Origin of the sequence: Bacillus sp. DJP31, assembly GCF_049310945.1 — a bacterium.
GTDB lineage: Bacteria > Bacillota > Bacilli > Bacillales > SA4 > Bacillus_BS.
The window spans coordinates 28,363-47,743 of record NZ_JBMERO010000018.1; the positions used below are offsets into that span (position 1 = coordinate 28,363).

General features: G+C 38.8%; 24 protein-coding genes. 7 read left to right on the forward strand and 17 right to left on the reverse strand.

The annotated features are described in order from the left end of the window. Nucleotides 1–32: 32 nt before the first annotated feature. The gene (locus ACOI1C_RS15565; RefSeq protein ID WP_422511433.1) at nucleotides 33–203 is read left to right on the forward strand and encodes an asparagine synthase; all 171 of its coding nucleotides are present in this window, start codon (nucleotides 33–35) and stop codon (nucleotides 201–203) included. Between the two features lie 85 nt (nucleotides 204–288). Here the strand turns inward: ACOI1C_RS15565 and ACOI1C_RS15570 are convergent, their stop codons facing one another. Beyond that, the gene (locus ACOI1C_RS15570; protein ID WP_422511434.1) at nucleotides 289–450 is read right to left on the reverse strand and encodes a hypothetical protein; all 162 of its coding nucleotides are present in this window, start codon (nucleotides 448–450) and stop codon (nucleotides 289–291) included. Nucleotides 451–504: 54 nt separating this feature from the next. Further along, on the reverse strand, nucleotides 505–1,077 hold the full coding sequence (locus ACOI1C_RS15575; RefSeq protein ID WP_422511435.1) for a GNAT family N-acetyltransferase: 573 nt from the start codon (nucleotides 1,075–1,077) through the stop codon (nucleotides 505–507). Nucleotides 1,078–1,289: 212 nt separating this feature from the next. Between ACOI1C_RS15575 and ACOI1C_RS15580 the strand changes: the two genes are divergently transcribed. Together ACOI1C_RS15580 and ACOI1C_RS15585 are read left to right on the forward strand one after the other, a co-directional pair. Continuing rightward, complete coding sequence (locus tag ACOI1C_RS15580; protein WP_422511513.1) at nucleotides 1,290–2,213, forward strand: DMT family transporter; 924 nt, start codon at nucleotides 1,290–1,292, stop codon at nucleotides 2,211–2,213. 115 nt (nucleotides 2,214–2,328) lie between these two features. Further along, nucleotides 2,329–2,514: a hypothetical protein gene (locus ACOI1C_RS15585; RefSeq protein WP_422511436.1), complete on the forward strand. Its 186-nt coding sequence runs from the start codon at nucleotides 2,329–2,331 to the stop codon at nucleotides 2,512–2,514. Between the two features lie 516 nt (nucleotides 2,515–3,030). On the opposite strand, the gene ACOI1C_RS15590 is transcribed toward ACOI1C_RS15585, so the two are convergent. From ACOI1C_RS15590 to ACOI1C_RS15635, 10 genes are all read right to left on the reverse strand, one after another. Beyond that, nucleotides 3,031–3,339: an MGMT family protein gene (locus ACOI1C_RS15590; RefSeq protein ID WP_422511438.1), complete on the reverse strand. Its 309-nt coding sequence runs from the start codon at nucleotides 3,337–3,339 to the stop codon at nucleotides 3,031–3,033. 16 nt (nucleotides 3,340–3,355) lie between these two features. After that, nucleotides 3,356–3,955: a sulfite oxidase-like oxidoreductase gene (locus tag ACOI1C_RS15595; RefSeq protein WP_422511439.1), complete on the reverse strand. Its 600-nt coding sequence runs from the start codon at nucleotides 3,953–3,955 to the stop codon at nucleotides 3,356–3,358. A gap of 19 nt (nucleotides 3,956–3,974) precedes the next feature. Next, nucleotides 3,975–4,775, reverse strand: a complete 801-nt coding sequence (locus ACOI1C_RS15600; RefSeq protein WP_422511441.1) for an SDR family NAD(P)-dependent oxidoreductase — start codon at nucleotides 4,773–4,775, stop codon at nucleotides 3,975–3,977. Beyond that, on the reverse strand, nucleotides 4,772–5,161 hold the full coding sequence (locus ACOI1C_RS15605) for a MaoC family dehydratase (protein WP_422511442.1): 390 nt from the start codon (nucleotides 5,159–5,161) through the stop codon (nucleotides 4,772–4,774). Before ACOI1C_RS15605 ends, ACOI1C_RS15600 begins: the two co-directional genes overlap by 4 nt. Continuing rightward, nucleotides 5,158–5,559, reverse strand: a complete 402-nt coding sequence (locus ACOI1C_RS15610) for an FAS1-like dehydratase domain-containing protein (RefSeq protein ID WP_422511444.1) — start codon at nucleotides 5,557–5,559, stop codon at nucleotides 5,158–5,160. The genes ACOI1C_RS15605 and ACOI1C_RS15610 overlap by 4 nt, the downstream gene beginning before the upstream one ends. A gap of 12 nt (nucleotides 5,560–5,571) precedes the next feature. Then, on the reverse strand, nucleotides 5,572–6,708 hold the full coding sequence (locus tag ACOI1C_RS15615) for a thiolase family protein (RefSeq protein WP_422511446.1): 1,137 nt from the start codon (nucleotides 6,706–6,708) through the stop codon (nucleotides 5,572–5,574). Then, entirely contained in the window at nucleotides 6,705–8,126 is a 1,422-nt protein-coding gene (locus tag ACOI1C_RS15620) for an AMP-binding protein (protein WP_422511447.1), read from the reverse strand. Before ACOI1C_RS15620 ends, ACOI1C_RS15615 begins: the two co-directional genes overlap by 4 nt. Before the next feature lie 72 nt (nucleotides 8,127–8,198). Continuing rightward, on the reverse strand, nucleotides 8,199–8,768 hold the full coding sequence (locus ACOI1C_RS15625; RefSeq protein WP_422511448.1) for a biotin transporter BioY: 570 nt from the start codon (nucleotides 8,766–8,768) through the stop codon (nucleotides 8,199–8,201). A 781-nt stretch (nucleotides 8,769–9,549) separates the two neighbouring features. Then, nucleotides 9,550–11,049, reverse strand: a complete 1,500-nt coding sequence (locus ACOI1C_RS15630; RefSeq protein WP_422511449.1) for a leucyl aminopeptidase — start codon at nucleotides 11,047–11,049, stop codon at nucleotides 9,550–9,552. 64 nt (nucleotides 11,050–11,113) lie between these two features. Continuing rightward, nucleotides 11,114–11,494, reverse strand: coding sequence for a DUF309 domain-containing protein (locus ACOI1C_RS15635; protein WP_422511514.1), 381 nt, complete (start codon nucleotides 11,492–11,494; stop codon nucleotides 11,114–11,116). Nucleotides 11,495–11,586: 92 nt separating this feature from the next. On the opposite strand from ACOI1C_RS15635, the gene ACOI1C_RS15640 reads away from it, so the two are divergent. Together ACOI1C_RS15640 and ACOI1C_RS15645 are read left to right on the forward strand one after the other, a co-directional pair. After that, complete coding sequence (locus tag ACOI1C_RS15640; RefSeq protein WP_422511450.1) at nucleotides 11,587–12,072, forward strand: divergent PAP2 family protein; 486 nt, start codon at nucleotides 11,587–11,589, stop codon at nucleotides 12,070–12,072. Nucleotides 12,073–12,079: 7 nt separating this feature from the next. Then, a complete protein-coding gene (locus ACOI1C_RS15645) occupies nucleotides 12,080–12,892 on the forward strand; it encodes a cobalamin-binding protein (protein ID WP_422511451.1) in 813 nt (270 codons plus the stop codon). Between the two features lie 31 nt (nucleotides 12,893–12,923). Here the strand turns inward: ACOI1C_RS15645 and ACOI1C_RS15650 are convergent, their stop codons facing one another. The 5 genes from ACOI1C_RS15650 to ACOI1C_RS15670 all read right to left on the reverse strand — a co-directional run bounded on the left by ACOI1C_RS15650 (nucleotide 12,924) and on the right by ACOI1C_RS15670 (nucleotide 16,498). Continuing rightward, nucleotides 12,924–13,646: a 3D domain-containing protein gene (locus ACOI1C_RS15650; RefSeq protein ID WP_422511452.1), complete on the reverse strand. Its 723-nt coding sequence runs from the start codon at nucleotides 13,644–13,646 to the stop codon at nucleotides 12,924–12,926. A 196-nt stretch (nucleotides 13,647–13,842) separates the two neighbouring features. Continuing rightward, the gene (locus ACOI1C_RS15655; RefSeq protein WP_422511454.1) at nucleotides 13,843–14,166 is read right to left on the reverse strand and encodes a YuiB family protein; all 324 of its coding nucleotides are present in this window, start codon (nucleotides 14,164–14,166) and stop codon (nucleotides 13,843–13,845) included. Between the two features lie 256 nt (nucleotides 14,167–14,422). After that, complete coding sequence (locus ACOI1C_RS15660) at nucleotides 14,423–14,545, reverse strand: YuiA family protein (RefSeq protein WP_422511455.1); 123 nt, start codon at nucleotides 14,543–14,545, stop codon at nucleotides 14,423–14,425. Nucleotides 14,546–14,701: 156 nt separating this feature from the next. Continuing rightward, nucleotides 14,702–15,190, reverse strand: coding sequence for an NUDIX domain-containing protein (locus tag ACOI1C_RS15665; RefSeq protein ID WP_422511457.1), 489 nt, complete (start codon nucleotides 15,188–15,190; stop codon nucleotides 14,702–14,704). A gap of 93 nt (nucleotides 15,191–15,283) precedes the next feature. Then, nucleotides 15,284–16,498, reverse strand: coding sequence for an NAD(P)/FAD-dependent oxidoreductase (locus ACOI1C_RS15670; protein ID WP_422511459.1), 1,215 nt, complete (start codon nucleotides 16,496–16,498; stop codon nucleotides 15,284–15,286). A gap of 450 nt (nucleotides 16,499–16,948) precedes the next feature. Here ACOI1C_RS15670 and ACOI1C_RS15675 point away from each other — a divergent pair, with 450 nt between their 5' ends. Then, on the forward strand, nucleotides 16,949–17,938 hold the full coding sequence (locus ACOI1C_RS15675) for an NAD(P)/FAD-dependent oxidoreductase (protein WP_422511460.1): 990 nt from the start codon (nucleotides 16,949–16,951) through the stop codon (nucleotides 17,936–17,938). Between the two features lie 196 nt (nucleotides 17,939–18,134). Beyond that, nucleotides 18,135–19,358 (forward strand): MFS transporter, encoded by a 1,224-nt coding sequence (locus ACOI1C_RS15680; RefSeq protein ID WP_422511462.1) that lies wholly within the window; start codon nucleotides 18,135–18,137, stop codon nucleotides 19,356–19,358. The last annotated feature ends 23 nt before the right edge of the window (nucleotides 19,359–19,381 follow it).

A 19,381-nucleotide genomic window follows, 5' to 3' on the forward strand; every position in this document is an offset into this window, starting at 1 on the left:
ATAGAGAATTCCAATTCTAAGGAGGGCTTACAATGGACATTCGTGAAGGGTTAATTCCAACTGTGTTAGGAGCTGCGGTAACCGCTACTGGTTATGCACTAAAACATAGTCGTAAGGTAAGTCCTATGGTATCCAATACCATTTTCGGTTTTGGCTTAGCACATGTGGTGCTCGGCGCAATTGACTTAGTCGAGCATAGATAGACACTAGGAATTCGTTTTTGATTTAAAAAAAGAGCCTTTTCGGCTCTTTTTTGTTTAATACAAGCTCAAAGTGAATAGATTTTGCTCACGTTGTGCCATTTTCATCGATTTTCTGTTTCGTTGAGTCAAATGAATTTCCCATTCTCAAATCAAACCCGTCATCATACTGGCTATAGTGAATAAAATCTTCTCTAGCACCCACAATACTGGCATCTCTTGCATCATCTAAACTGTCTTTTTTCTTCATGTCTCTTTACCTCACTAGGTTTTGTCTTGAATATATTTCCCGTTTCGTGAAGTACTATGTATATTCCGGCCTTAAAAGTGAATAAACAATTGTATCGTGATACCTTTCCCCGTCAAAATCTGTTTGTCTCAATTGTCCCTCTTTTTTGAATGCAAATTTCAGCAGTAGCTTTTCAGACCCTTCATTACCTTCAAAAATATCTCCGACAATGCGATTCAATCCTAACGTCAAAAATCCAAACTCTAGCACCTTTTCAAAAACCTCTGTCATGACTCCTTTATTTTGGTAGGCCTTTTTAATCACTGCACCCATCTCTGCTTTTCGGTGCCATACATGTACCTTATGGAAGCGGAACATTCCTATTAGTTCACCATTCTCTTTATTCAAAATAACCCACGGAATCTCTTTTTTTGATTGGAATTGAGCCAAGCTAATCACTATGTTTTTTTGAACCTCTTCAATGCTTTGAACCGGATGTGGGGTGATAAACATCATTGTTTTTTTATCTGATAAAAATGTAAAAAGTTCTGCTCCATACTCTTTGGATAGTGCTTTTACTATATAATTCTCTGTTTCTATCACTGGTGGTTCATCTAGCCAACCATTCTTCTCTAAAATTGGTTGCAACTTGCACTCTCCGTTCTCAGATGAATTTTGTTACTACCCTTTTATTCGGTTAATCTCTTATACACCCTCTTCATTTGATGAATTTATTTGTAGACTCTCCGACATGTCCTAGATAAGGATTGCTTCCATACTTTTGATACAGAAAAATGAATAAGCTTTTATTCCGAACATATAATGTATCGTTCGGACAACCCCTACACTTACCAATGGATGTGATCTCTTTGGAAAAACGTTCCTCCCTTACCGCAAGTCTTTATGCGTTTCTCTCCATTACATTTTGGGGTGTTTCATTCGTTTCAACAAAAGACTTATTAGAAAGTTTAGATATATATACTATCATTTCCATGCGATTCGGAATTGCAGCTATCTTTTTATTTCTTCTATTACTTTTACTCAACAAATCAATAAAAATTCAGATTAGGCATTTTCATTACATTCTAATACTTGCAGTTATTGGTGTATTTGTACACCAGTTGGTTCAAGCATCTGCCCTCTTGTATATTGATGCATCCGCAGCAGGGTGGATTATTTCCTTTTCACCAGTATTTACAGTGATTTTATCAGTTCTATTTTTATCTGAGCGTTTCAGTTTTGCAAAGTTAATTGGGTTGACTATTGCCATAACAGGGGTGGTGCTCGTGACCACACATGATACGAGAGCGTTTCAGATACTTCCTAATATTGGCTATATTCTTATGATTTTCAGCACCTTAAACTGGGCTGTTTATTCCATCTTAATTAAGAAATTCAGCTTGCCTTATTCTTCTTTAGCGATTACTTTTTGGACGAGTTTGACTGGTTTTATACTAACGATTCCTTTCTCAATTCGAAGTAAGGGGTGGATAGCCTTAACAAGCTTACCAACACACGACTGGATTCACCTTATCTTTTTAGGAGTCTTCGTTTCGGCCATCGCTTACTGGTACTGGGGAAAAGCATTAGAAGTGTTAGAGGCTAATCAAGTATCTGTTTTTATGTATTTAGAGCCCCTCGTTACCCTTATTGCAGCAATGATCCTACTAAAAGAACACGTTGTACTAACCTCTATTCTAGGAGGAATATGTATTATACTCGGGGTATCAGTCTTCAATAATCAAGTCATACGCTGGGCTAAACACTTCTTTTTTCGGAGGTAGTTTATTCCTTTTCCCCTTAAAAAATGCCCCAATAATCCTACTAAAAGGGGCTTGTACCATTTTCCCAAAATTCAATCAATAAGCATATATTAATAAGGAAAGGAGGGAAAAAATTATGGAACTAATTTTCTTGTTTTTAGCAGCTGTACTTTCTGGATTTGCATTAATACTTGTACCTCTAGCTGGCACACCATTGGCTGGTTTAGCAACTATCTTGGGTCTTATTGGGATTGTTGTTGTCATAGTGTTCGCTATTGCGATTATCTTCAAAGGGGTAAAAGCACTGCTTCATAAGTGGTAATTGTAAGCGTGTTCAATTGAAAGCGAAGCGACTTGATGTCCTTCGCTTTTTTATTTTCTATGATTCATCCTGAAGTTCATGGCCCTATGCATTAAATCCAGTTGTCGTTGTAATCCTCAATATAGGTTTTTATTTTAGTGGGTTGTTTTCCGGTTATTCTTATGTAATCCTGTGTAATTCCTTTAGCAAGTCCAAATTTTGTTGGGAAGTGTATCCCGACGACAACATTTATGAAATTCTTGTCTACCCCGTTTGAAATCATAAACTCCATCATTCCAAACAGAGATATGGGCTTTTTAGGAAGAGTTCTATAACTGACGAGAATAGTAGCGTGTGGATTGCAGATCAGAATGGAAAGCATGCAACTGAGTGCTTAAAAAGGGAAAAAAACACCCAGTTATAAATGGAAGGAGGAAAGAAATAATTTCAGAAACAATCAGAAATTATCCTGAGTATTTTGCCAGCAGCGATTATCTTGCACTTAGCCTACAAAAGGAATCCACCCTTATCTTTTTCTTATGCTGGATGATACTGATATTTTTCAAGATCAATCATTTTCATTCCCTTAAAAATAATTCCTTCACTTTCCAACATCATTTTTTGAGTGAAGAAAGCCTCTTCATCTTGTATTCCAATTTCCCCTTTGGCATTAATAACTCTGTGCCAAGGGAGCTTGTATTTTTCTCCCATTGTGTGGAGAATTCGAACAACCTGCCTAGCCCCTCTTGGACTACCTGCAACTCTCGCTATTTGACCATAGGACATGACTTTTCCTGACGGGATACTTAGAATAATTTCAAGCACCCGTTCTGTAAATCTTTCCACCTATCTCAGCTCCCTTTTAATCCCAACTAAAACGTTCTTCTTTGAAAGGGTCTCCGTAATTGTGATACCCATTTTTCTCCCAAAATCCTGGTCTATCTTCAATTGAAAATTCTATGCTTCTCACCCACTTGGCACTTTTCCAGAAATAGAGATGCGGAATGACTAACCGAAGTGGGTAGCCATGCTCAGGTGTTAGAGGTTCCCCGTTATGTGAATGGGCAATTAAACTTGTTTCACGCATGAAATCTTCTATTGGGACATTTGTACTCCAATCTTCTTCAGCATGTATGATGACATATTTTGCTTCTGGCATTGGTCCCGCTTCTTTGACGAGTACCTTAGTCTGAATGCCGTCCCATCCATTATCAAGCTTGGACCAGCCTGTCACACAATGAATATCATTTTTAGTATTTGAAGGAGTTAATTTCAACAATTCCTCAAAGGTATAGGTAACGGTTTGTTCTACTTCACCAAAAATTTTTAAATCCCAATCTGACAAGTCTTTTTTGTAATAGGGAACATTTCCATGATGTAAAACGGGAAACGTGGTGGTCACATTTTGATTCGGTGGGACTCTACTCCCATCATTTTTAGGTTTGATTTTTCCGAAATACATACCAAATCCCCTTTTTAGTTTAGATTTCCCCGTTTGAAGAAATTTTTTCAAAAACAGGAGGTAGCCATCTTCCAATCTCTTTCCCATTCACCTGAAAAATTTGACCCGTCTCAAATTGACTCCGCTTAGCCAGCAACTGGATGATAAAACTAGCAACTTCATCTGCGGTCCCTATTTTCCAATAGTCAGGAAGGTCTTCCCCTAATCCAGTTGCTAGCTGTAGGGCTTTTTCAATATGTGGACGTGTCATATCCGTTATAGCAGCAGGAGCTACTGCAAAAACTTGTATGCCTTTTGCTTTTAATTCTTTTGCCAGTGACCACGTAAATCCTAGCAATCCTGCTTTTGCTGTACTGTAGTTGAGTTGACCAATCGCTCCTTGAAGTCCTGCCAGCGAAGTCATATTCATGATGGTTCCTTTTACATTGTTTTCGACCATATGCTGTATAACGGGAGAGGTTGCGGAAAAGGTACCTTTTAAGTGTGTGGAGAGAACTTCATCCCATTCCTGTTCTGTCATTCGATAAGATATTCGGTCTCTCACAACTCCTGCGTTGTTAACAAGAATAGTCACAACACCGAAGGCCTCGATTGCCGTTTCACAAAGTTTTCTACCTGTTTCCATCTCTTCTACAGGACCTGCGAAGCCAACAGCCCTTCCACCGAGATTGCGGATCTCCTGAACCGTGAGCTCAACGTCCACATTTTTTCTGGAATTAACGACCACTGCCGCACCTTCTCGGGCAAGGTGGAACGCCAAGCTTCTTCCGATTCCTTTAGTTGAACCTGTGATGATCACAACCTCTTGCGATAACGTCATGATAGGCTCCTCTTAAATTCTACTGAGCCCTGTATGACCTCTTGCTCGCCCATATAACCTGCTAATTTCATAATAACTTGATCTCCTTTGACCTCAGAGATACTTCCTTCAAGGCGAAGCTCTCCCCCAACCAATAACGGACCTTTAAACCGAGTTGAATGATTAACCACTATGTAACCAGCCTCTAAAAACGGAAAAAACAGCTTGGTGCTCATCCCCATTGTTAGCATGCCATGAGCAATTTCAGATGGAAATCCCGCGTCCATTGCTGCCACTTTATTTAAATGGATAGGATTATAATCACCTGAAACTTTTGCATAGTTAGAAATCATGTCAGGTGTTACGGTTCTAGTAAAAGATAGAGTTTCTCCAACATTGATACTCATATGCTAGCATCCTCCTTTTTTCCAATAATGATAAAGTTTGAAGAAGCCTTCGCAATCTCCTCGTCATTCTTTGTAATGAGTAAGTCATGCTCTAAAAATTGCAGGTTTCGCTTTTGGGCTGCTTTGTTAAAGGTGATGTAGCATTCATACGTTTCACCTATTATAAGTGACCGTTTGTATTGGAATTGCTGATCCCCATGTACCAAAGGCCCCTTTCCGTCAAGCCAAGGGACCGAAAAGTATGGCCAAAAGATGAATGGAAGAGTAGATGGAATGGTGAGTGTCTTTTGATGATCAAAGTCATCTATTGCCTGTAAATAATCCTTCACTAGTTGCTCTGTAATCGTAATTTGTATGGTTTCTGAATTCGATCCAACAAATTGTTCTTCTACAAACATTTTCTTTCCTCCTTACACTCTTTCGATTAAAGTAGCTACACCTAATCCGCCACCTATACCTAACGTTGCTAACCCACGCCCTTTCCCAAGTGTTACAAGTTCTGTAAAGAGCCTGGTAACTAGTATTGCACCTGAAGCACCATATGGATGCCCGAGAGCGAGGGCTCCTCCACCAAGATTTACAATCTTCTCGGGAATTTGTAATTCTCTTAAAGAAGCGAGCACTTGAGATGCGAAGGCTTCGTTAAATTCAACTAAATCTATATCAGTAACTCTGAGCTTATTTCGTTTTAAAAGTTTTTTCACCGCAGGCACTGGGCCGATACCTAACAGATTGGGATCAACTCCCACACTTGTCGAGTCAACAAAACGAGCAAGGGGAGTGAGACCTAGCTGCAAGCACTTTTCCTCTGACATCAGTAACACAACTGCCGCACCATCGTTAATAGGACAAGCATTTCCGGCTGTTACCGTTCCATTCTTCTTGAAAATGGGGTTTAGAGAAGATAGCTTTTCTAGGCTAGTATTTCCTCTCGGGCATTCATCCTTAGCTATGCCGTTAATGGGGACAATCTCTGAATCGAATCTACCTGATATCTGTGACTGTATGGCCTTTTGATGACTTCGCAAAGCATAAGCATCTTGATCTTCTCTTGAAATATGAAAGGCTTCTGCCACATTCTCGGCTGCCATTCCCATCTCAGGGTCACCAATCTCTTCAGGCGAAAACCTAGCCCTTGAATAGAACCGTGGCGAGCCGTAGATAGAGCGTGGCTTCTCCATTTTCCAAGGAGCTAGGCTCGTACTTTCGACTCCACCTGCCAGATAAATATCACCTGCCCCTGCCTGGATATGCCTTGCTGCCATGTTAATAGCCTCTAAGCCTGATCCACATTGCCTGTCGATTGTTACCCCTGAAACTTCATAAGGTAAACCGGCTGTTAGCAAGGATAGTCTGGCAATATTTCCACCCGGTCCAACCGTATTGCCTAGTATAACTTCATCAATTTCACTCACAGGTAAATTATATTCAACCACAAGTTCTCGTATCACGGACGCAGCAAGCTGTTCAGGAGGAATATTTTTCAAGACTCCTCCCACTTTTCCAATCGGTGTCCGTTTAGCAGCTACAATCATCACATTTCTCACTTTTTTTCACTTCCTAAAATACTAGAATACAAGTTTAACGTCTCTTTACGAGCTACCTTCCCGCTGGATGTGTAAGGAAAGTCTTCAACGCTATAAAATTCCTTCGGACATTTGTGCGCAGCTAGTCCTTGTTTACAACATTCTTTTAAATAGGAGTCTGTATGACTTGAACCTAGCTTCCATTTTATGAGTGCCACAACTCTTTCACCCCAATAGTCGTCAGCGATCCCGGTGACGACTACTTCCTCAACATCCTCTATTTTTTTCAAATACCCTTCAATTTCCTCTGGATAGATGTTCAAGCCGCCACTAATGATCATGTTTTTCTCACGTCCAACGAGGATTAGATAGCCCTCCTCATCCATAAAACCTAAATCCCCAACTGATAGCTCATCTACCTGCTTGATTTGAGGCTGATGTAAATATCCTGAATAGAGCATCGAACTTTTGATGTGTACTTGTCCGATTTCGTTAGGAGCCAGAGCGTTTCCATTTGTATCTTTTATCGTGATGTCTACACCAGGAAATGCTTTTCCAACAGAAGTTGGCCTCTTTCTAAAACCACGTTCATCCTGATAGGTGATAAAACTGGTTTCGGACGCACCGTAGAATTCTGTACGATTTGCGTTTGAAAAAATGAAGCCTATTTTTTCTTTTAGCTCAGAGCTCCATTTTGCACCAGAGGATAGGATATTCTTTACCTTTGGCAATGTGCCTACTTCATCGTCTACCATAGCTTGAAGCATAGTAGGTACAACAAAAAGTGTTGTAACAGAGGTATTCTTAATGATATTCTGTACCGCTTTTGGCTCGAATTTATCCGGAAGAACTAGCGTTGCCCCAATATGCAGGGCATACACGGCTGCAAAAAGGGATAACGAGTGACACAAAGGTCCAGGTGCACAATACACTTCCTCATTTGTTAGTTCAAAAGCCTTGCTACAGCCTTCGAAACTATCAATCCAAGAAGTGTGATGACGAAGAAAGCCCTTTGGTTTGCCTGTTGAACCTGAGGTAAACCCAATGTAGAAGATATCTGTTGGGACAGCCTCATACATAAGCTTCCTAGGCTCAACTTTCATCATTTCATCATAAATTTTATGAGTAACTAGTAAATCTGGCTTACTAGATTCAAGAGCACTATTCAGTTCGTTCCCGTTCCACTTTGGATCTAATGGAACGCAGCTATGTCCGAGCATGACGGCTGCAAAAAACACTTCTGGAAATGCAGGTTCGTTTTTGAATTGTAGGGCTATTCTAAGCTTGGGCTGGTTGCCAAAATGTTTGGTTAGATATTTCTGTATCTTCATAATGTTATACACGAATTGCTCATATGTAATCATTTGATTTTCAGTAATGATTGCTGGTTTTGAAGGTTGTATGGATTGATAGTCTTGTAGATGCTCCCCGATGATCATGTAAATTCTCCTTAACTTGTCTTTCCTTTATTCTAATCTGAAAAATAGAAAAAGTCTGCACATGGCAGACTTTTACGCAGCTTTTCTTTCACTTGATATTGTTTTTTGAATCATTGGGTAGGCCTTCTTTATTCTCAGTGCAACTATACATGCCACGATTGCTTTTATTAGGTCTCCTGGAATAAATGCTAAATTACCTGCAGCCACAGCCAACCACGGAGTATCTGTAACAATAGACCACTGAGTAATACCACCTAAATAAACAATGATAATTCCACCAATTAGAGTAAACACGATTAATTTTGCGAAGTTTAATTTATCCCAGAATCTCTCTGTCAGATATCCAATAACAAAGGCTGCAATTGGCCAGGATAGAATATACCCACCACTTGTTCCGACTAAAATACCTAAGCCACCCCGTCCACCTGACAAAATAGGTGCTCCCACGGCAACTAGTAAGACAAAAATAACTAGAGCCAAGCCTCCACGCTTTGCACCTAATACAGAGCCTGCAAGCATGACTCCTAATGTTTGTGCTGTGATTGGAACTGGAAGACCCGGCACTGGAATCGGTGGAATCAACCCTAACGCTACTACAACTGCCGCAAACATTGCGACGAACATCATATCCTTTAGCTTCATATCTATATCCCCTTTTGATGTGAATTTTTTCTCTATTATGAATATAGTAAAAGGTAGGATATATGTCAACTTGTTTTTATAATAGGTTTACATAAATAAAAATTAGTAAAATAGGAGATTAGTAAGGTCAACCAAATCCACGGTGTAAAAATGGACTAATTAAACAAAAGAAGAAAAACAGCTACATTTAAAAAGAGTGTTATTCCACGGTTCATTAAAGAGCACCTCGGTTTATTTTCAATGTAAGTTTATTACATTTTTTATTACCTAATAATAAATAAAACTGATTATCCCTTTAACTCAGAATGACATACTCCGAATCATTTGTTTTAAAAAAAGCTATATTCAGAAACTATTTTGCTTTTTAGAATAGGGGTTGATTGTAACGAGAGGATGCACCATTCCCCGGGGTGGGAGGTGAGCCTCCTCGGCGAGAACGCCATGCGTGAGTCTCACCTGTCCCACTGCTCTAAGCAGGTGCCCGAGCACCTTCCGTTCCAATCAACCTAATTATATTAAAGGTAAGATTTTACAAACTCATATTTAAAGAAACACCAACAAATAGGGGTTACGACTATTTATTCTGAGCTAGTGGGATAATCAGTTAAATAAATATCATATCGCGTTTCTCTTGGAGTAACTTCAGTTGTTTAATTTCAAAACAAAAAGAAACGAGTGAAAACCCCTCTTACGGTTTCACACTCGTTTCAATTAATTATTTCTTAAGTCTTCTAAACTGTACTGATTATCTATGAAAGCATCGTCTCAGTATAAATAAATCTTACTCTTCCCCAAACAGCTCAACAAACGCCGCTAGTGTTCTAGTCATAACTCCAGTCGCCCCTGATGGACCTAGGTCATAATCAGTTGCTGATGTTGCTGTACCCGCTATATCCAAATGTACCCAAGGTGTACCTTCTGCAAATTCACCGATAAAGGCACCTGCAAAAATTGCATGGCCATCACGACCTGGTGAGTTGTTTAAATCCGCAACCTTACTTTTTCTAACACGTTCCTTTACTTTCTCAGTGATCGGCAAACGCCAAATCATTTCTCCCACTTCATTTGAAGCGAGCAAAACCTTCTCAAAAAGTTCTTCGTTGTTCGTCATGGCACCCGTGATGTCGTGACCAAGTGCAATAATTACTCCACCTGTTAAAGTGGCAACGTCTACTAAATAATTCGCACCATGATGCTTAGCATACGTTACTGCATCTGCAAGGGCTAAGCGTCCTTCTGCATCTGTATTTAAAATTTCAATCGTCTTGCCGTTCATAGCTGTGATGACATCATCGGGCTTGAAGGCATTTCCACTAATCATATTGTCTGTTGAAGGAATCACAGCCACAACATTTTGGGCTGGCTTTAGCTGGCCTAGGATTTCCATTGCTCCAAGAACAGCTGCCGCTCCACCCATATCTGTTTTCATGCCCACTAAACCGTCTTTCGGTTTAATCGAGTATCCACCTGAATCATACGTAATGCCTTTTCCAACTAATCCGATTACATCTGTCCATTCATCTTTACCTTGATATTTTAGAACGATCATTTTCGGTGGCTCGACAGATCCTTGATTCACAATAAGAAGAGCACCCATTCCAAGCTTTTCCATATCTTCTTTTTCTAATATTTCATATTCCATCCCATACTTCCCTGCAAGTTCAACCGCGTAATTCGCCATATCTGTTGCCGTCAGCATATTGGGGGGAGTATTAACCAGTGTTCTAGCACTGTTTGTTCCTGCACCGTAGGCAGAACCAACTTCTAGGCCTGCTTCCACTTCCTCAACATCACTGCTTGTATAAACAATAATGGCTGATAGTTTTCGAACAGGTTCATTTGATTTTTGCTTATAATCTGCAAATTCATATGTAGCTAATGAATAGGCCTCTGCTAAGGCATGTGATACATCTAAAATATCAACCTTTTCAGTAACAAAGCTATCAAGAACGATTTCTATGTTCTCGAGTTTCGATCCCTTAACAGCCTTAAATAGCTTTCCAAATGAGCTTCTAGCACTTTCAAAACTGAAATCCTCTTCTTTTCCAAGACCGACAAAATAGACTCTACTAGCTTCTAATTTACCTAATGTATGTACCTTTGAAATCGTTCCTTTTTTCGCTGACACATCTCCTTCTTTAATAAGAGAAGAAAGCAGATCACCTAAAGCAACATTTACTTCTCGTAAGATCCCCACAAAAGAAGTTGTTTTTTCAAATAATCCGATTACTAGTGTGTGACGAGCCTCGTGAATGGTAAAATCATTTTTTACTGTAAACATTTCTGTACACCTCCAAATAGTTACTCTCTCCATTATAATCAATCTTACTAATTATTTCGAGTATCTAATCATCTTCAAGATATAGAAATAAGGAAGGTAAAGATGGCAATGTTTTTACCTTTTCAAAGGGTATCAGGTCAATATGTTGTGGTATAATGGATAAACATTGTTCTATAAAAGTATTTACATATTCTAAATCAACACCCCAAAAATCCGGCCTATATTTTTGGATATATCGGTGTCCTGCATTCATCATAACCCGAGCACCCTTAACATTTCCATACTCATAGTGATAGATGGCGACTGTCATTTGCAGAAGTCCTTTTAAGAAAAAATTATCTTTATCTGTCATCCAAATGTCTTCTAATAAATCATGACAGGTGTAATAATCGCCTTCATTAAATTTTATAAAAAATTCATAGTATTCCATTGGGTACGTCATTATTTATCCCCCAGTATACGTGGTACTACTATTATAGTAATACGAATTCTAAGAAAAGAACAATTCGTGTTTATATGAAAGGATTGAGTGACTAGATGAGCTTATTTACTAACTTTCCATTATGGGCTGCCTTATCCGCGATATTTTTCGCACAATTTGTGAAGGTTCCAATCCAATATATCGCCACGAGAAAAATCGATTGGTCCTTATTAACGAGCACTGGTGGAATGCCAAGTTCTCATTCAGCTGCCGTAACAGCCTTAACAACAGCTATTGGCATACAGCAAGGATTAGGGTCTCCCATTTTCGCTGTCTCCGCTGTATTTGCCATTATTGTTATGTTTGATGCAACAGGAGTTCGCCGCCATGCGGGAGAACAAGCAACTGTCTTAAATAAGCTCGTAACAGATTTCCATAAATTCATGGAAGAAGCCAAGCATTGGCAGGATAAAGGAGAACAAGAAAAGCGAAAAGAATTAAAGGAGCTTTTAGGCCATCAGCCCGTTGAGGTTTTCTTTGGAGGCCTTTCAGGAATTTTACTGACTCTTGTTCTCTATTATCTTTTTGTTTTGGGGGTATAATTAATTTATGCGACTCATCTCTATCTGCCCGAGTAATACAGAGCTATTAGCTTACCTAGGTCTTGAAGGCCACCTTGTCGGGATAGATGATTTCTCCGATTGGCCCGCGAGCATTTTGCATTTACCAAGACTCGGACCCGATCTTTCTATTGATATGGATAAGCTAGTTCAGCTTCAGCCGGATTTAGTGTTAGCCAGTTTGAGTGTACCAGGGATGGAGAAAAATGTTGAGGAGCTAAAAAGGCGGAATATCCCTCATCTTGTTTTAAATCCACAATCTTTGGATGATATAGCAGAGGACCTCTTAGTTGTTGGTCATCATACTGGGACTTCTGAGAAGGCTGAGGATGTGGTAAAACACTACAGACACTTTGTGAAAACATATCAAGAATTGTCTGGTAGGATTCAAGCGAAGTACTCTTTATATTGGGAATGGTGGCCAAAACCTATTTTTAGTCCTGGCGGTGTGAACTGGTTAACAGAAATCAGTAACCTATCTGGAGGTTGGAACATCTTTCAACATCTTCCTATTGCAAGTCATCAGTCGAATTGGGATGAAATCATTGAACTGGACCCTGAGCATATATGCATGGTCTGGGTTGGTATTAAGCAAGATAAAATGAAGCCATCCATCATAAAAAAACGCCCTGGATCAGAGAAAATGGATGCGGTTATTAGAAATCATATTCACGTTTTGGACGAACCGTTGTATTGCCGTCCATCTCCAAGGCTATTGTTGGGACTTAAGAAACTCGGAGCTATCCTACACCCCTCAGTTTTCCCTGTGGATGACGGGATAGATCCACTATTGGATAAATAAAACGGAGAGCGCTCAGGTTTGAGCGCTCTTTTTAACTTTTCGTATTTTTTAAGTATTGTTGGCGAAATACCTGCATGGATTCATCTTCATTAAGTAACGCTAGTTGTTCTTCAGTTAGTTTTCCATTACCTTTTTCAACAATATAAACTTCTACTTTCTTTTTACCCCATTCTTCATATACTTCTTGAACGGTGTCATAGTAGAGGTCAATTTTATTACCTTTAATCGCCCCACCCTTATCTGCAACAACACCGAAACCATAGCCTGGAATCCAGAGAATGGTTCCTATTGGAAACACGCGCGTATCCGCTGCCACCGTTGAAAATAAGTCTCTCTTTACTTTTACACCAGAAGCAGTAATCCCGTATTGTGGGTGGTCTGGCGATTTACCGGTTGATTCTACACCTGCTGTGTACCCAGTTGCCGTTACCGTAACGGCAGGGTACTGACCCCAATTTTGGTTTTCTAGTGTTAAAGATGATGAAACCGCATCACTTGAAGAAATAGATGTTTGAACAGATGAATATTTTTTTAATCCCTTGTAGCTTAATTTAGTTTGTCTAAGTGTACTATCCTCAGTATCTCCTGATATAGAGCCATAAAACTGTGAATAAAAGGGATGATCATAGCGATTCCACCATTGTGTAAGTTCCTCTGCTTGTACTCCAGAAATAGACGTATACGTTGCTGATAATGCTAATAAAACTAAAACAGACATAGTCGTTCTCTTTAGTAAGGTTTTTAACCTATTCATTTTTGAATTCACTCCTCTCACGAATCTATTCATTTCCAATTTTCCGTCAACTTATTCATGGAAATAAAAAAATCTGTGGAGGATTGTCCAAAAATCATTACCTTTTGTGGCTTAACTTTTCGATATATTATGGTGATTCTACCTGAAATAGCTAAAAAGCTCCATGCTGCAGAATCTGCAACATGAAGCTTTGGTCTTAAAACATTTGATAGCCCTTTGATCGTAAAGTTTTAATCACAAGGCCTGAACAGATGGCACCAAATAGCCCAGAGAGCAATATAATAATATCAGCCAATGCAAGTGATGTAATAATAGTTCCTAAGGAAGAAAAAGAAGTTTGAGCATTTGTGAAATATTCAATGAATCGAACCTTATCTACAATGAATACAAAAATAATCGGATAAATAATAGCCATTACCCATGTTGCTCGTAATAACATATTGAGTAGAAATCCAATTCCAAAAAATAGCACAAAAAATAATAACAAAGAAATCAATAATATTGGTAAACTCATACTCATTGCCTTCACCTCCAGCACAACTTCAAGTGGCAAATCTAGGATAAATAGATATAGGTATCTACTTATTTACCTTTAAGCCAATTTCAAGTGTACTAAAGTTTGGAAGGGATGGTCAATGTTCTTGTTCATAATTCACTGTTTTGTCATCTTTTATATGAGTTAGATTTTTTAAATTTATCTTAATTACTGCAGCTTAGGAATAAATTCAAGATCTCCGTTTTGCAGGAGAGAAACACCCGCGAGCTTTAACCTAACTCTATTCCTTCTTCCCAGTACCTGAACAACAAGTACACGTTTCAGAACCGCCAAGGAGAAGTTGAAAGTAACCTTTTCCAGAACAATATGGACAATCCTTCTTTTCATAGTTGATCGTTTTCATCTCAATTACCTCCTTTTAAATAATTCTTAATTTTCTGATAATATCATCAATTTATCAAAAAGAAAAGCCTTATTTTCCTCTAAAAAGAAAGATGAAAACGAATACATTCATAAATATCTCCATTTTTCGAGAGTTTCCTTATCTTTTCATAGCAAGTTAATAAAACAGCTTGTAAGAGGAATAGCCAAACTGATTACCTGGGTTAATAGAGTCATTCATAGAAGTTAGCTGTTTCTCTTGCATCTCCATATAAAACTGGAGGAGAACCGATGCGTCTGGGTTGATTTTAATGTCCTCAGGGTGCATGAATCTTGCCTCATAAAGCTCAGTTTGCTGAACGATGATTGATTGATCCCTTTCCATTTTAAGTGAAAAAATGATCATGTTGTCACTGATTTCATTCTTTATTACACCTGATCGGACGCCTAGGATCCCCTGGATTTTTCCATGAATTCCCGTTTCCTCGTGTACTTCTCTTAACACAGCTTCATCAATCGTTTCATTGGCTTCAACAAACCCCGCTGGTATTGACCACTTACCCTTTAGCCCACCATATTTCTTTTTTACGACGAGCCATTCTCCCGATGGAGCAATGACTAGACCCGCTACTGCTAGCCACACGTTTCCCCTTGTTTCTTTGCCCATTTCTCTCGACCCCATTTGTTTTACTACTATAACTATTCTAAAGTATGAAAAAAAGACAAGGACCATAGTCCCTGCCTTCAATAGGTTAATGAATTAAATAAAATTCCATTTACCTTTTTTAATGACCATTAGTGGCCCACCTATTAAAAATAACACACGGTTATCAATCACTTTTTTCATGACAGATGCTTTCCAGCCTACCATTTTACGACCGTAAACGGTTCCGATTGCATCATCATGACCAAGTGAGCAAACCGTTCCTTTAATATCTGGCTTAAATGCTTCTAGGTTACCCTGTTCACGAATTAGCACTGTGATATTGTTTGCACACGTCACACCTTGCTGCATGGCAATTTGTGCGGTTGGAGGATAGGGTCTGTCAATTTCCTCGTTGATAACTAATGATGAATCACCAACGATAAAGACGTTATCATGGCCAGGAGCACGTAAGTAAGGATCTACCTTAACACGGCCACGCATTGCTTCGAATCCAGATTCTTCAACAATGCCACTTCCACGAACACCAGCAGCCCAGATTACAGTAGCTGCCTTAATTTCCTCAACTTGCTCGTCTTTCGCAACAATAATTCCTTCTTCGGTACATTCTTTTATAGCAGTACCAATTCGGAACTCGATTCCTTTTCTCTCAAGATAGCTTCTTGCATAATCAACTAGCTCAGGATCAAAACCAGGAAGGATCATAGGAGCAGCTTCCACACAGATAACCTTTACTTTTTCGCGATCAATATCAAATTCATGACATAACTCCGGCACGCGGTTAGCTAACTCACCAATTAGCTCAATACCTGTAAATCCTGCACCACCTACAATAATGGTAAGTAGTTCGTCTTTCTTTTCCTTCATGTTAGAGTAAGTAGCAAATTGATATTCAATATGTTCCTTAATTTGACGAGCAGAATTGATATTGGCAATCGCAAAAGCATTCTCTTTAAGACCTTTTATACCAAAAGTTTCAGACTCATAACCTAGTCCAACAACTAAGTAATCGTAAGTAACTTCTCCGTTTTGCAAGATCACCTTTTTCGATTCTGGAACAATTTTCGATACAGTGTCTTGAATAAAATGAACCTTGTTTTTGTCAATGATATCTGAAATGGCGATACGAGAGCGATCGTGATGTAGTGTTCCCGCAGCGTTTTCATGTAACCAAGTGGTTTGGTAATGATAGTCATTGTTGTTAACTAGGGTAATATCTGCTTCATTTACCCCTAGCTTTTTTTGAAGATTTACGGCTGTCATAATCCCACCGTAGCCTGCGCCTAATATAACTATTTTCGGCTTTCTCAACTAGATCACATCCATTTAAAAATTTTATTTGGTATAGATAATCACAAAGTTATTCACATGTGTATAACTAAGTTTGGGTCGTTGGAATCTAGCTCCAGCACCCAGTCCCTCGAGGTCAAATAACCCTAAAAGAATCAAAGGGAAAGACCACCCTTTTTTTCTTTTAGGAACATTTGCTTGTGGGGACTAAACGGGGTGCTTCCGCTTTTTGGTCTTGTGATACATTTCACTAACTAGTGCGAAAAATGTCATAAAATCTTAATATAATGTCTATATTTCATATTATTCTTTTTCCGGGTAATTTTCAACCATAATTAACTAAGAACCTGTATACTCACAATGTTACTTCATAAGGCATAAAATCCATCTATCTTCACCCTTATTATATGTAGGAATTTCACATTCATTTATGCTATCATTAATTATAAAAATTTGGGGGAGGTAATCGTTATGAACTCAGATACAAATGTATATGATATTACCATTATCGGAGGCGGACCTACAGGATTATTCACTGCGTTTTATGGCGGAATGCGCCAGGCAAATGTAAAAATCATTGAAAGTTTACCTCAGCTTGGTGGTCAATTATCAGCCCTATATCCTGAAAAATACATATATGATGTTGCTGGGTTTCCAAAGGTTCGTGCTCAAGAGTTAGTTGACAACTTAAAGGAGCAAATGGCAAAGTTTACCCCTACTGTTTGCTTAGAGGAATCAGTTGATACAGTTGAAAGATTGGAAGATGGTACATTTAAACTAACAACGAACAAGCAAGAGCATCTTTCAAAAACAATCATTATTACAGCTGGTAACGGCGCTTTCCAACCAAGACGTATCGAGCTTGAATCAGCTGCTCAGTACGAAGGGAAAAATCTTCACTACTTTATTGATGACTTGAACAAATTTGCTGGCAAACGTGTGCTTGTTTGTGGTGGTGGAGATTCTGCAGTGGATTGGGCATTAATGCTTGAACCAATTGCTGAGAAGGTCATCTTAACTCACAGAAGAGATAAATTCCGTGCTCATGAGCATAGTGTTGAAACGCTTTTCAGCTCTAAGGTTGAGATCAAAACTCCATTCCAGCCGACTCAAATCATTGGCGATGGCTTGATCAAACAAGTGGTTCTTCAAGAAGTAAAAGGTGAAAAAGAAGAAGTCATTGATGTCGATGCTGTTATTGTCAACTTCGGATTTGTTTCCTCTTTAGGTCCGATCAAAGATTGGGGATTGGAAATCGAAAAAAATTCAATCGTAGTAAATTCCAAAATGGAAACAAAGGTAAAAGGAATCTATGCGGCTGGAGATATTTGTACATATGATGGAAAAGTAAAACTAATCGCCTGTGGGTTTGGTGAAGCACCAACTGCTGTTAATAATGCAAAAGCCTATTATGATCCAAATGCTAAACTACAGCCATTGCATAGTTCTAGTATGTTTTAAGGAAAAGTTTTACTGAGGTTATAGCAAAGTGCTATAGTCTTTTTTTTGCAAAAGTGTTAATCCACAAATCTTGGGCCATACCCTAGTTATTTTAAAAAATTGTAAAATTTTACTTGTTTACCTTTTTGTTTACTGAATTATAGATTAGAATGATAGCTAGGTTCCATAATGAAATGTCAGTTAAAGGAGTTTTTGCATGAATGTATCTAGTGGTGTAAAGAGCATATGGTCTAATAGACGCTTTACGTCCATATGGATAGCTGGCTTATTCTCTAGTTTCGCCATCTCGTTTTTCATGTTTGCACAATCTTGGTATATTGTCCAAACATTAAATCTAGAAGCATCACTTGGGATTGTATTTGTTGCAACGAGTGTTCCAAGACTGATTTTTATGATTATTGGCGGGGCCATTGCAGACCGATTTAGCAAAACAAGAATTATGCTTCTTTCCAATATATCGAGAAGCATTCTGATGATTGGACTAGTTGTATTATTAATGTCGAGCACCATTTCAATATGGACATTTGTTTTATTCGGCTTATTTTTCGGAATTCTTGATGCCTTTTTTTGGTCAGCTGATGGATCAATCCTTCCTCAGATTATAAAAAAAGATCAATTAACGGTGGGGAATTCAATTACCCATATGACAAATCAGATCACCCTAATTCTAGGTCCAGTAGTGGCAGGATTACTGATCAAATTTAGTAGCTATGAAGTCGTTTTTCTTATGACTGCTATATTTTTAATTTTATCCGCCTATTTTATTTCGAAAATAAAACTTCCTGAATATCAAGGCCATTCTGATCAGGATTCAATTGTTCAATCGATCAAATCCGGAATACAATATGTTCGAAAATCCTCCTTTTTAACAGGAGTATTAACTTGTAGTGTCTTCCTTTATATGTTCCTAATTGGTCCATTACAAATGGGATTGCCCTTGTTTGTTAAAAACACTCTTCACGGGGACACACTACATTTTAGCTTCTTAGAGGGGGCTTTTGGTGGGGGGATGTTACTTGGAGCCATAGCAATTGGTCTATCCAACTTACGTCGGAAGAGGGGCCTTTTCACCTTAGTTATGATTACCCTAGCTGGCTTTTCTTTTTTATTGTTTAGCTTCACTAACGAGCTTTGGGAAAGTATTGTAGTCATTTCCATTTTTGGTGCAACACTTGCGTTGGCTAACATTCCATTAATGTCGATCATCCAGTCCATTGTTAAAGAAGAAATGATGGGAAGAGTAATGAGTCTTGTGATGCTATCCTCGATGGGACTTATCCCCCTGTCCTATGCAATGACTTCAGTTGTACTGTCATTTGGTATTGACATACATGTGATTATGGGATCGGGTGCCATTCTCGTCTTGCTGTTTCTGATTTATGTGTATTTCCGGTTTCCCGTCATTCGGGCAATGGACTAGCACAAATATAAAAAGCTTCCCGC

Coding starts and splice junctions, on each gene's coding strand:
- ACOI1C_RS15565 (WP_422511433.1), top strand. CDS start 33: ATGGACATTCGTGAAGGGTTAATTCCAACTGTGTTAGGAGCTGCGGTA.
- ACOI1C_RS15585 (WP_422511436.1), top strand. CDS start 2,329: ATGGAACTAATTTTCTTGTTTTTAGCAGCTGTACTTTCTGGATTTGCA.
- ACOI1C_RS15595 (WP_422511439.1), bottom strand. CDS start 3,955: ATGTATTTCGGAAAAATCAAACCTAAAAATGATGGGAGTAGAGTCCCA.
- ACOI1C_RS15620 (WP_422511447.1), bottom strand. CDS start 8,126: ATGATCATCGGGGAGCATCTACAAGACTATCAATCCATACAACCTTCA.
- ACOI1C_RS15645 (WP_422511451.1), top strand. CDS start 12,080: ATGCGACTCATCTCTATCTGCCCGAGTAATACAGAGCTATTAGCTTAC.
- ACOI1C_RS15605 (WP_422511442.1), bottom strand. CDS start 5,161: ATGAGTATCAATGTTGGAGAAACTCTATCTTTTACTAGAACCGTAACA.
- ACOI1C_RS15625 (WP_422511448.1), bottom strand. CDS start 8,768: ATGAAGCTAAAGGATATGATGTTCGTCGCAATGTTTGCGGCAGTTGTA.
- ACOI1C_RS15650 (WP_422511452.1), bottom strand. CDS start 13,646: ATGAATAGGTTAAAAACCTTACTAAAGAGAACGACTATGTCTGTTTTA.
- ACOI1C_RS15665 (WP_422511457.1), bottom strand. CDS start 15,190: ATGGGCAAAGAAACAAGGGGAAACGTGTGGCTAGCAGTAGCGGGTCTA.
- ACOI1C_RS15680 (WP_422511462.1), top strand. CDS start 18,135: ATGAATGTATCTAGTGGTGTAAAGAGCATATGGTCTAATAGACGCTTT.
- ACOI1C_RS15660 (WP_422511455.1), bottom strand. CDS start 14,545: ATGAAAACGATCAACTATGAAAAGAAGGATTGTCCATATTGTTCTGGA.
- ACOI1C_RS15675 (WP_422511460.1), top strand. CDS start 16,949: ATGAACTCAGATACAAATGTATATGATATTACCATTATCGGAGGCGGA.
- ACOI1C_RS15570 (WP_422511434.1), bottom strand. CDS start 450: ATGAAGAAAAAAGACAGTTTAGATGATGCAAGAGATGCCAGTATTGTG.
- ACOI1C_RS15610 (WP_422511444.1), bottom strand. CDS start 5,559: ATGTTTGTAGAAGAACAATTTGTTGGATCGAATTCAGAAACCATACAA.
- ACOI1C_RS15655 (WP_422511454.1), bottom strand. CDS start 14,166: ATGAGTATGAGTTTACCAATATTATTGATTTCTTTGTTATTATTTTTT.
- ACOI1C_RS15640 (WP_422511450.1), top strand. CDS start 11,587: ATGAGCTTATTTACTAACTTTCCATTATGGGCTGCCTTATCCGCGATA.
- ACOI1C_RS15630 (WP_422511449.1), bottom strand. CDS start 11,049: ATGTTTACAGTAAAAAATGATTTTACCATTCACGAGGCTCGTCACACA.
- ACOI1C_RS15600 (WP_422511441.1), bottom strand. CDS start 4,775: ATGACGTTATCGCAAGAGGTTGTGATCATCACAGGTTCAACTAAAGGA.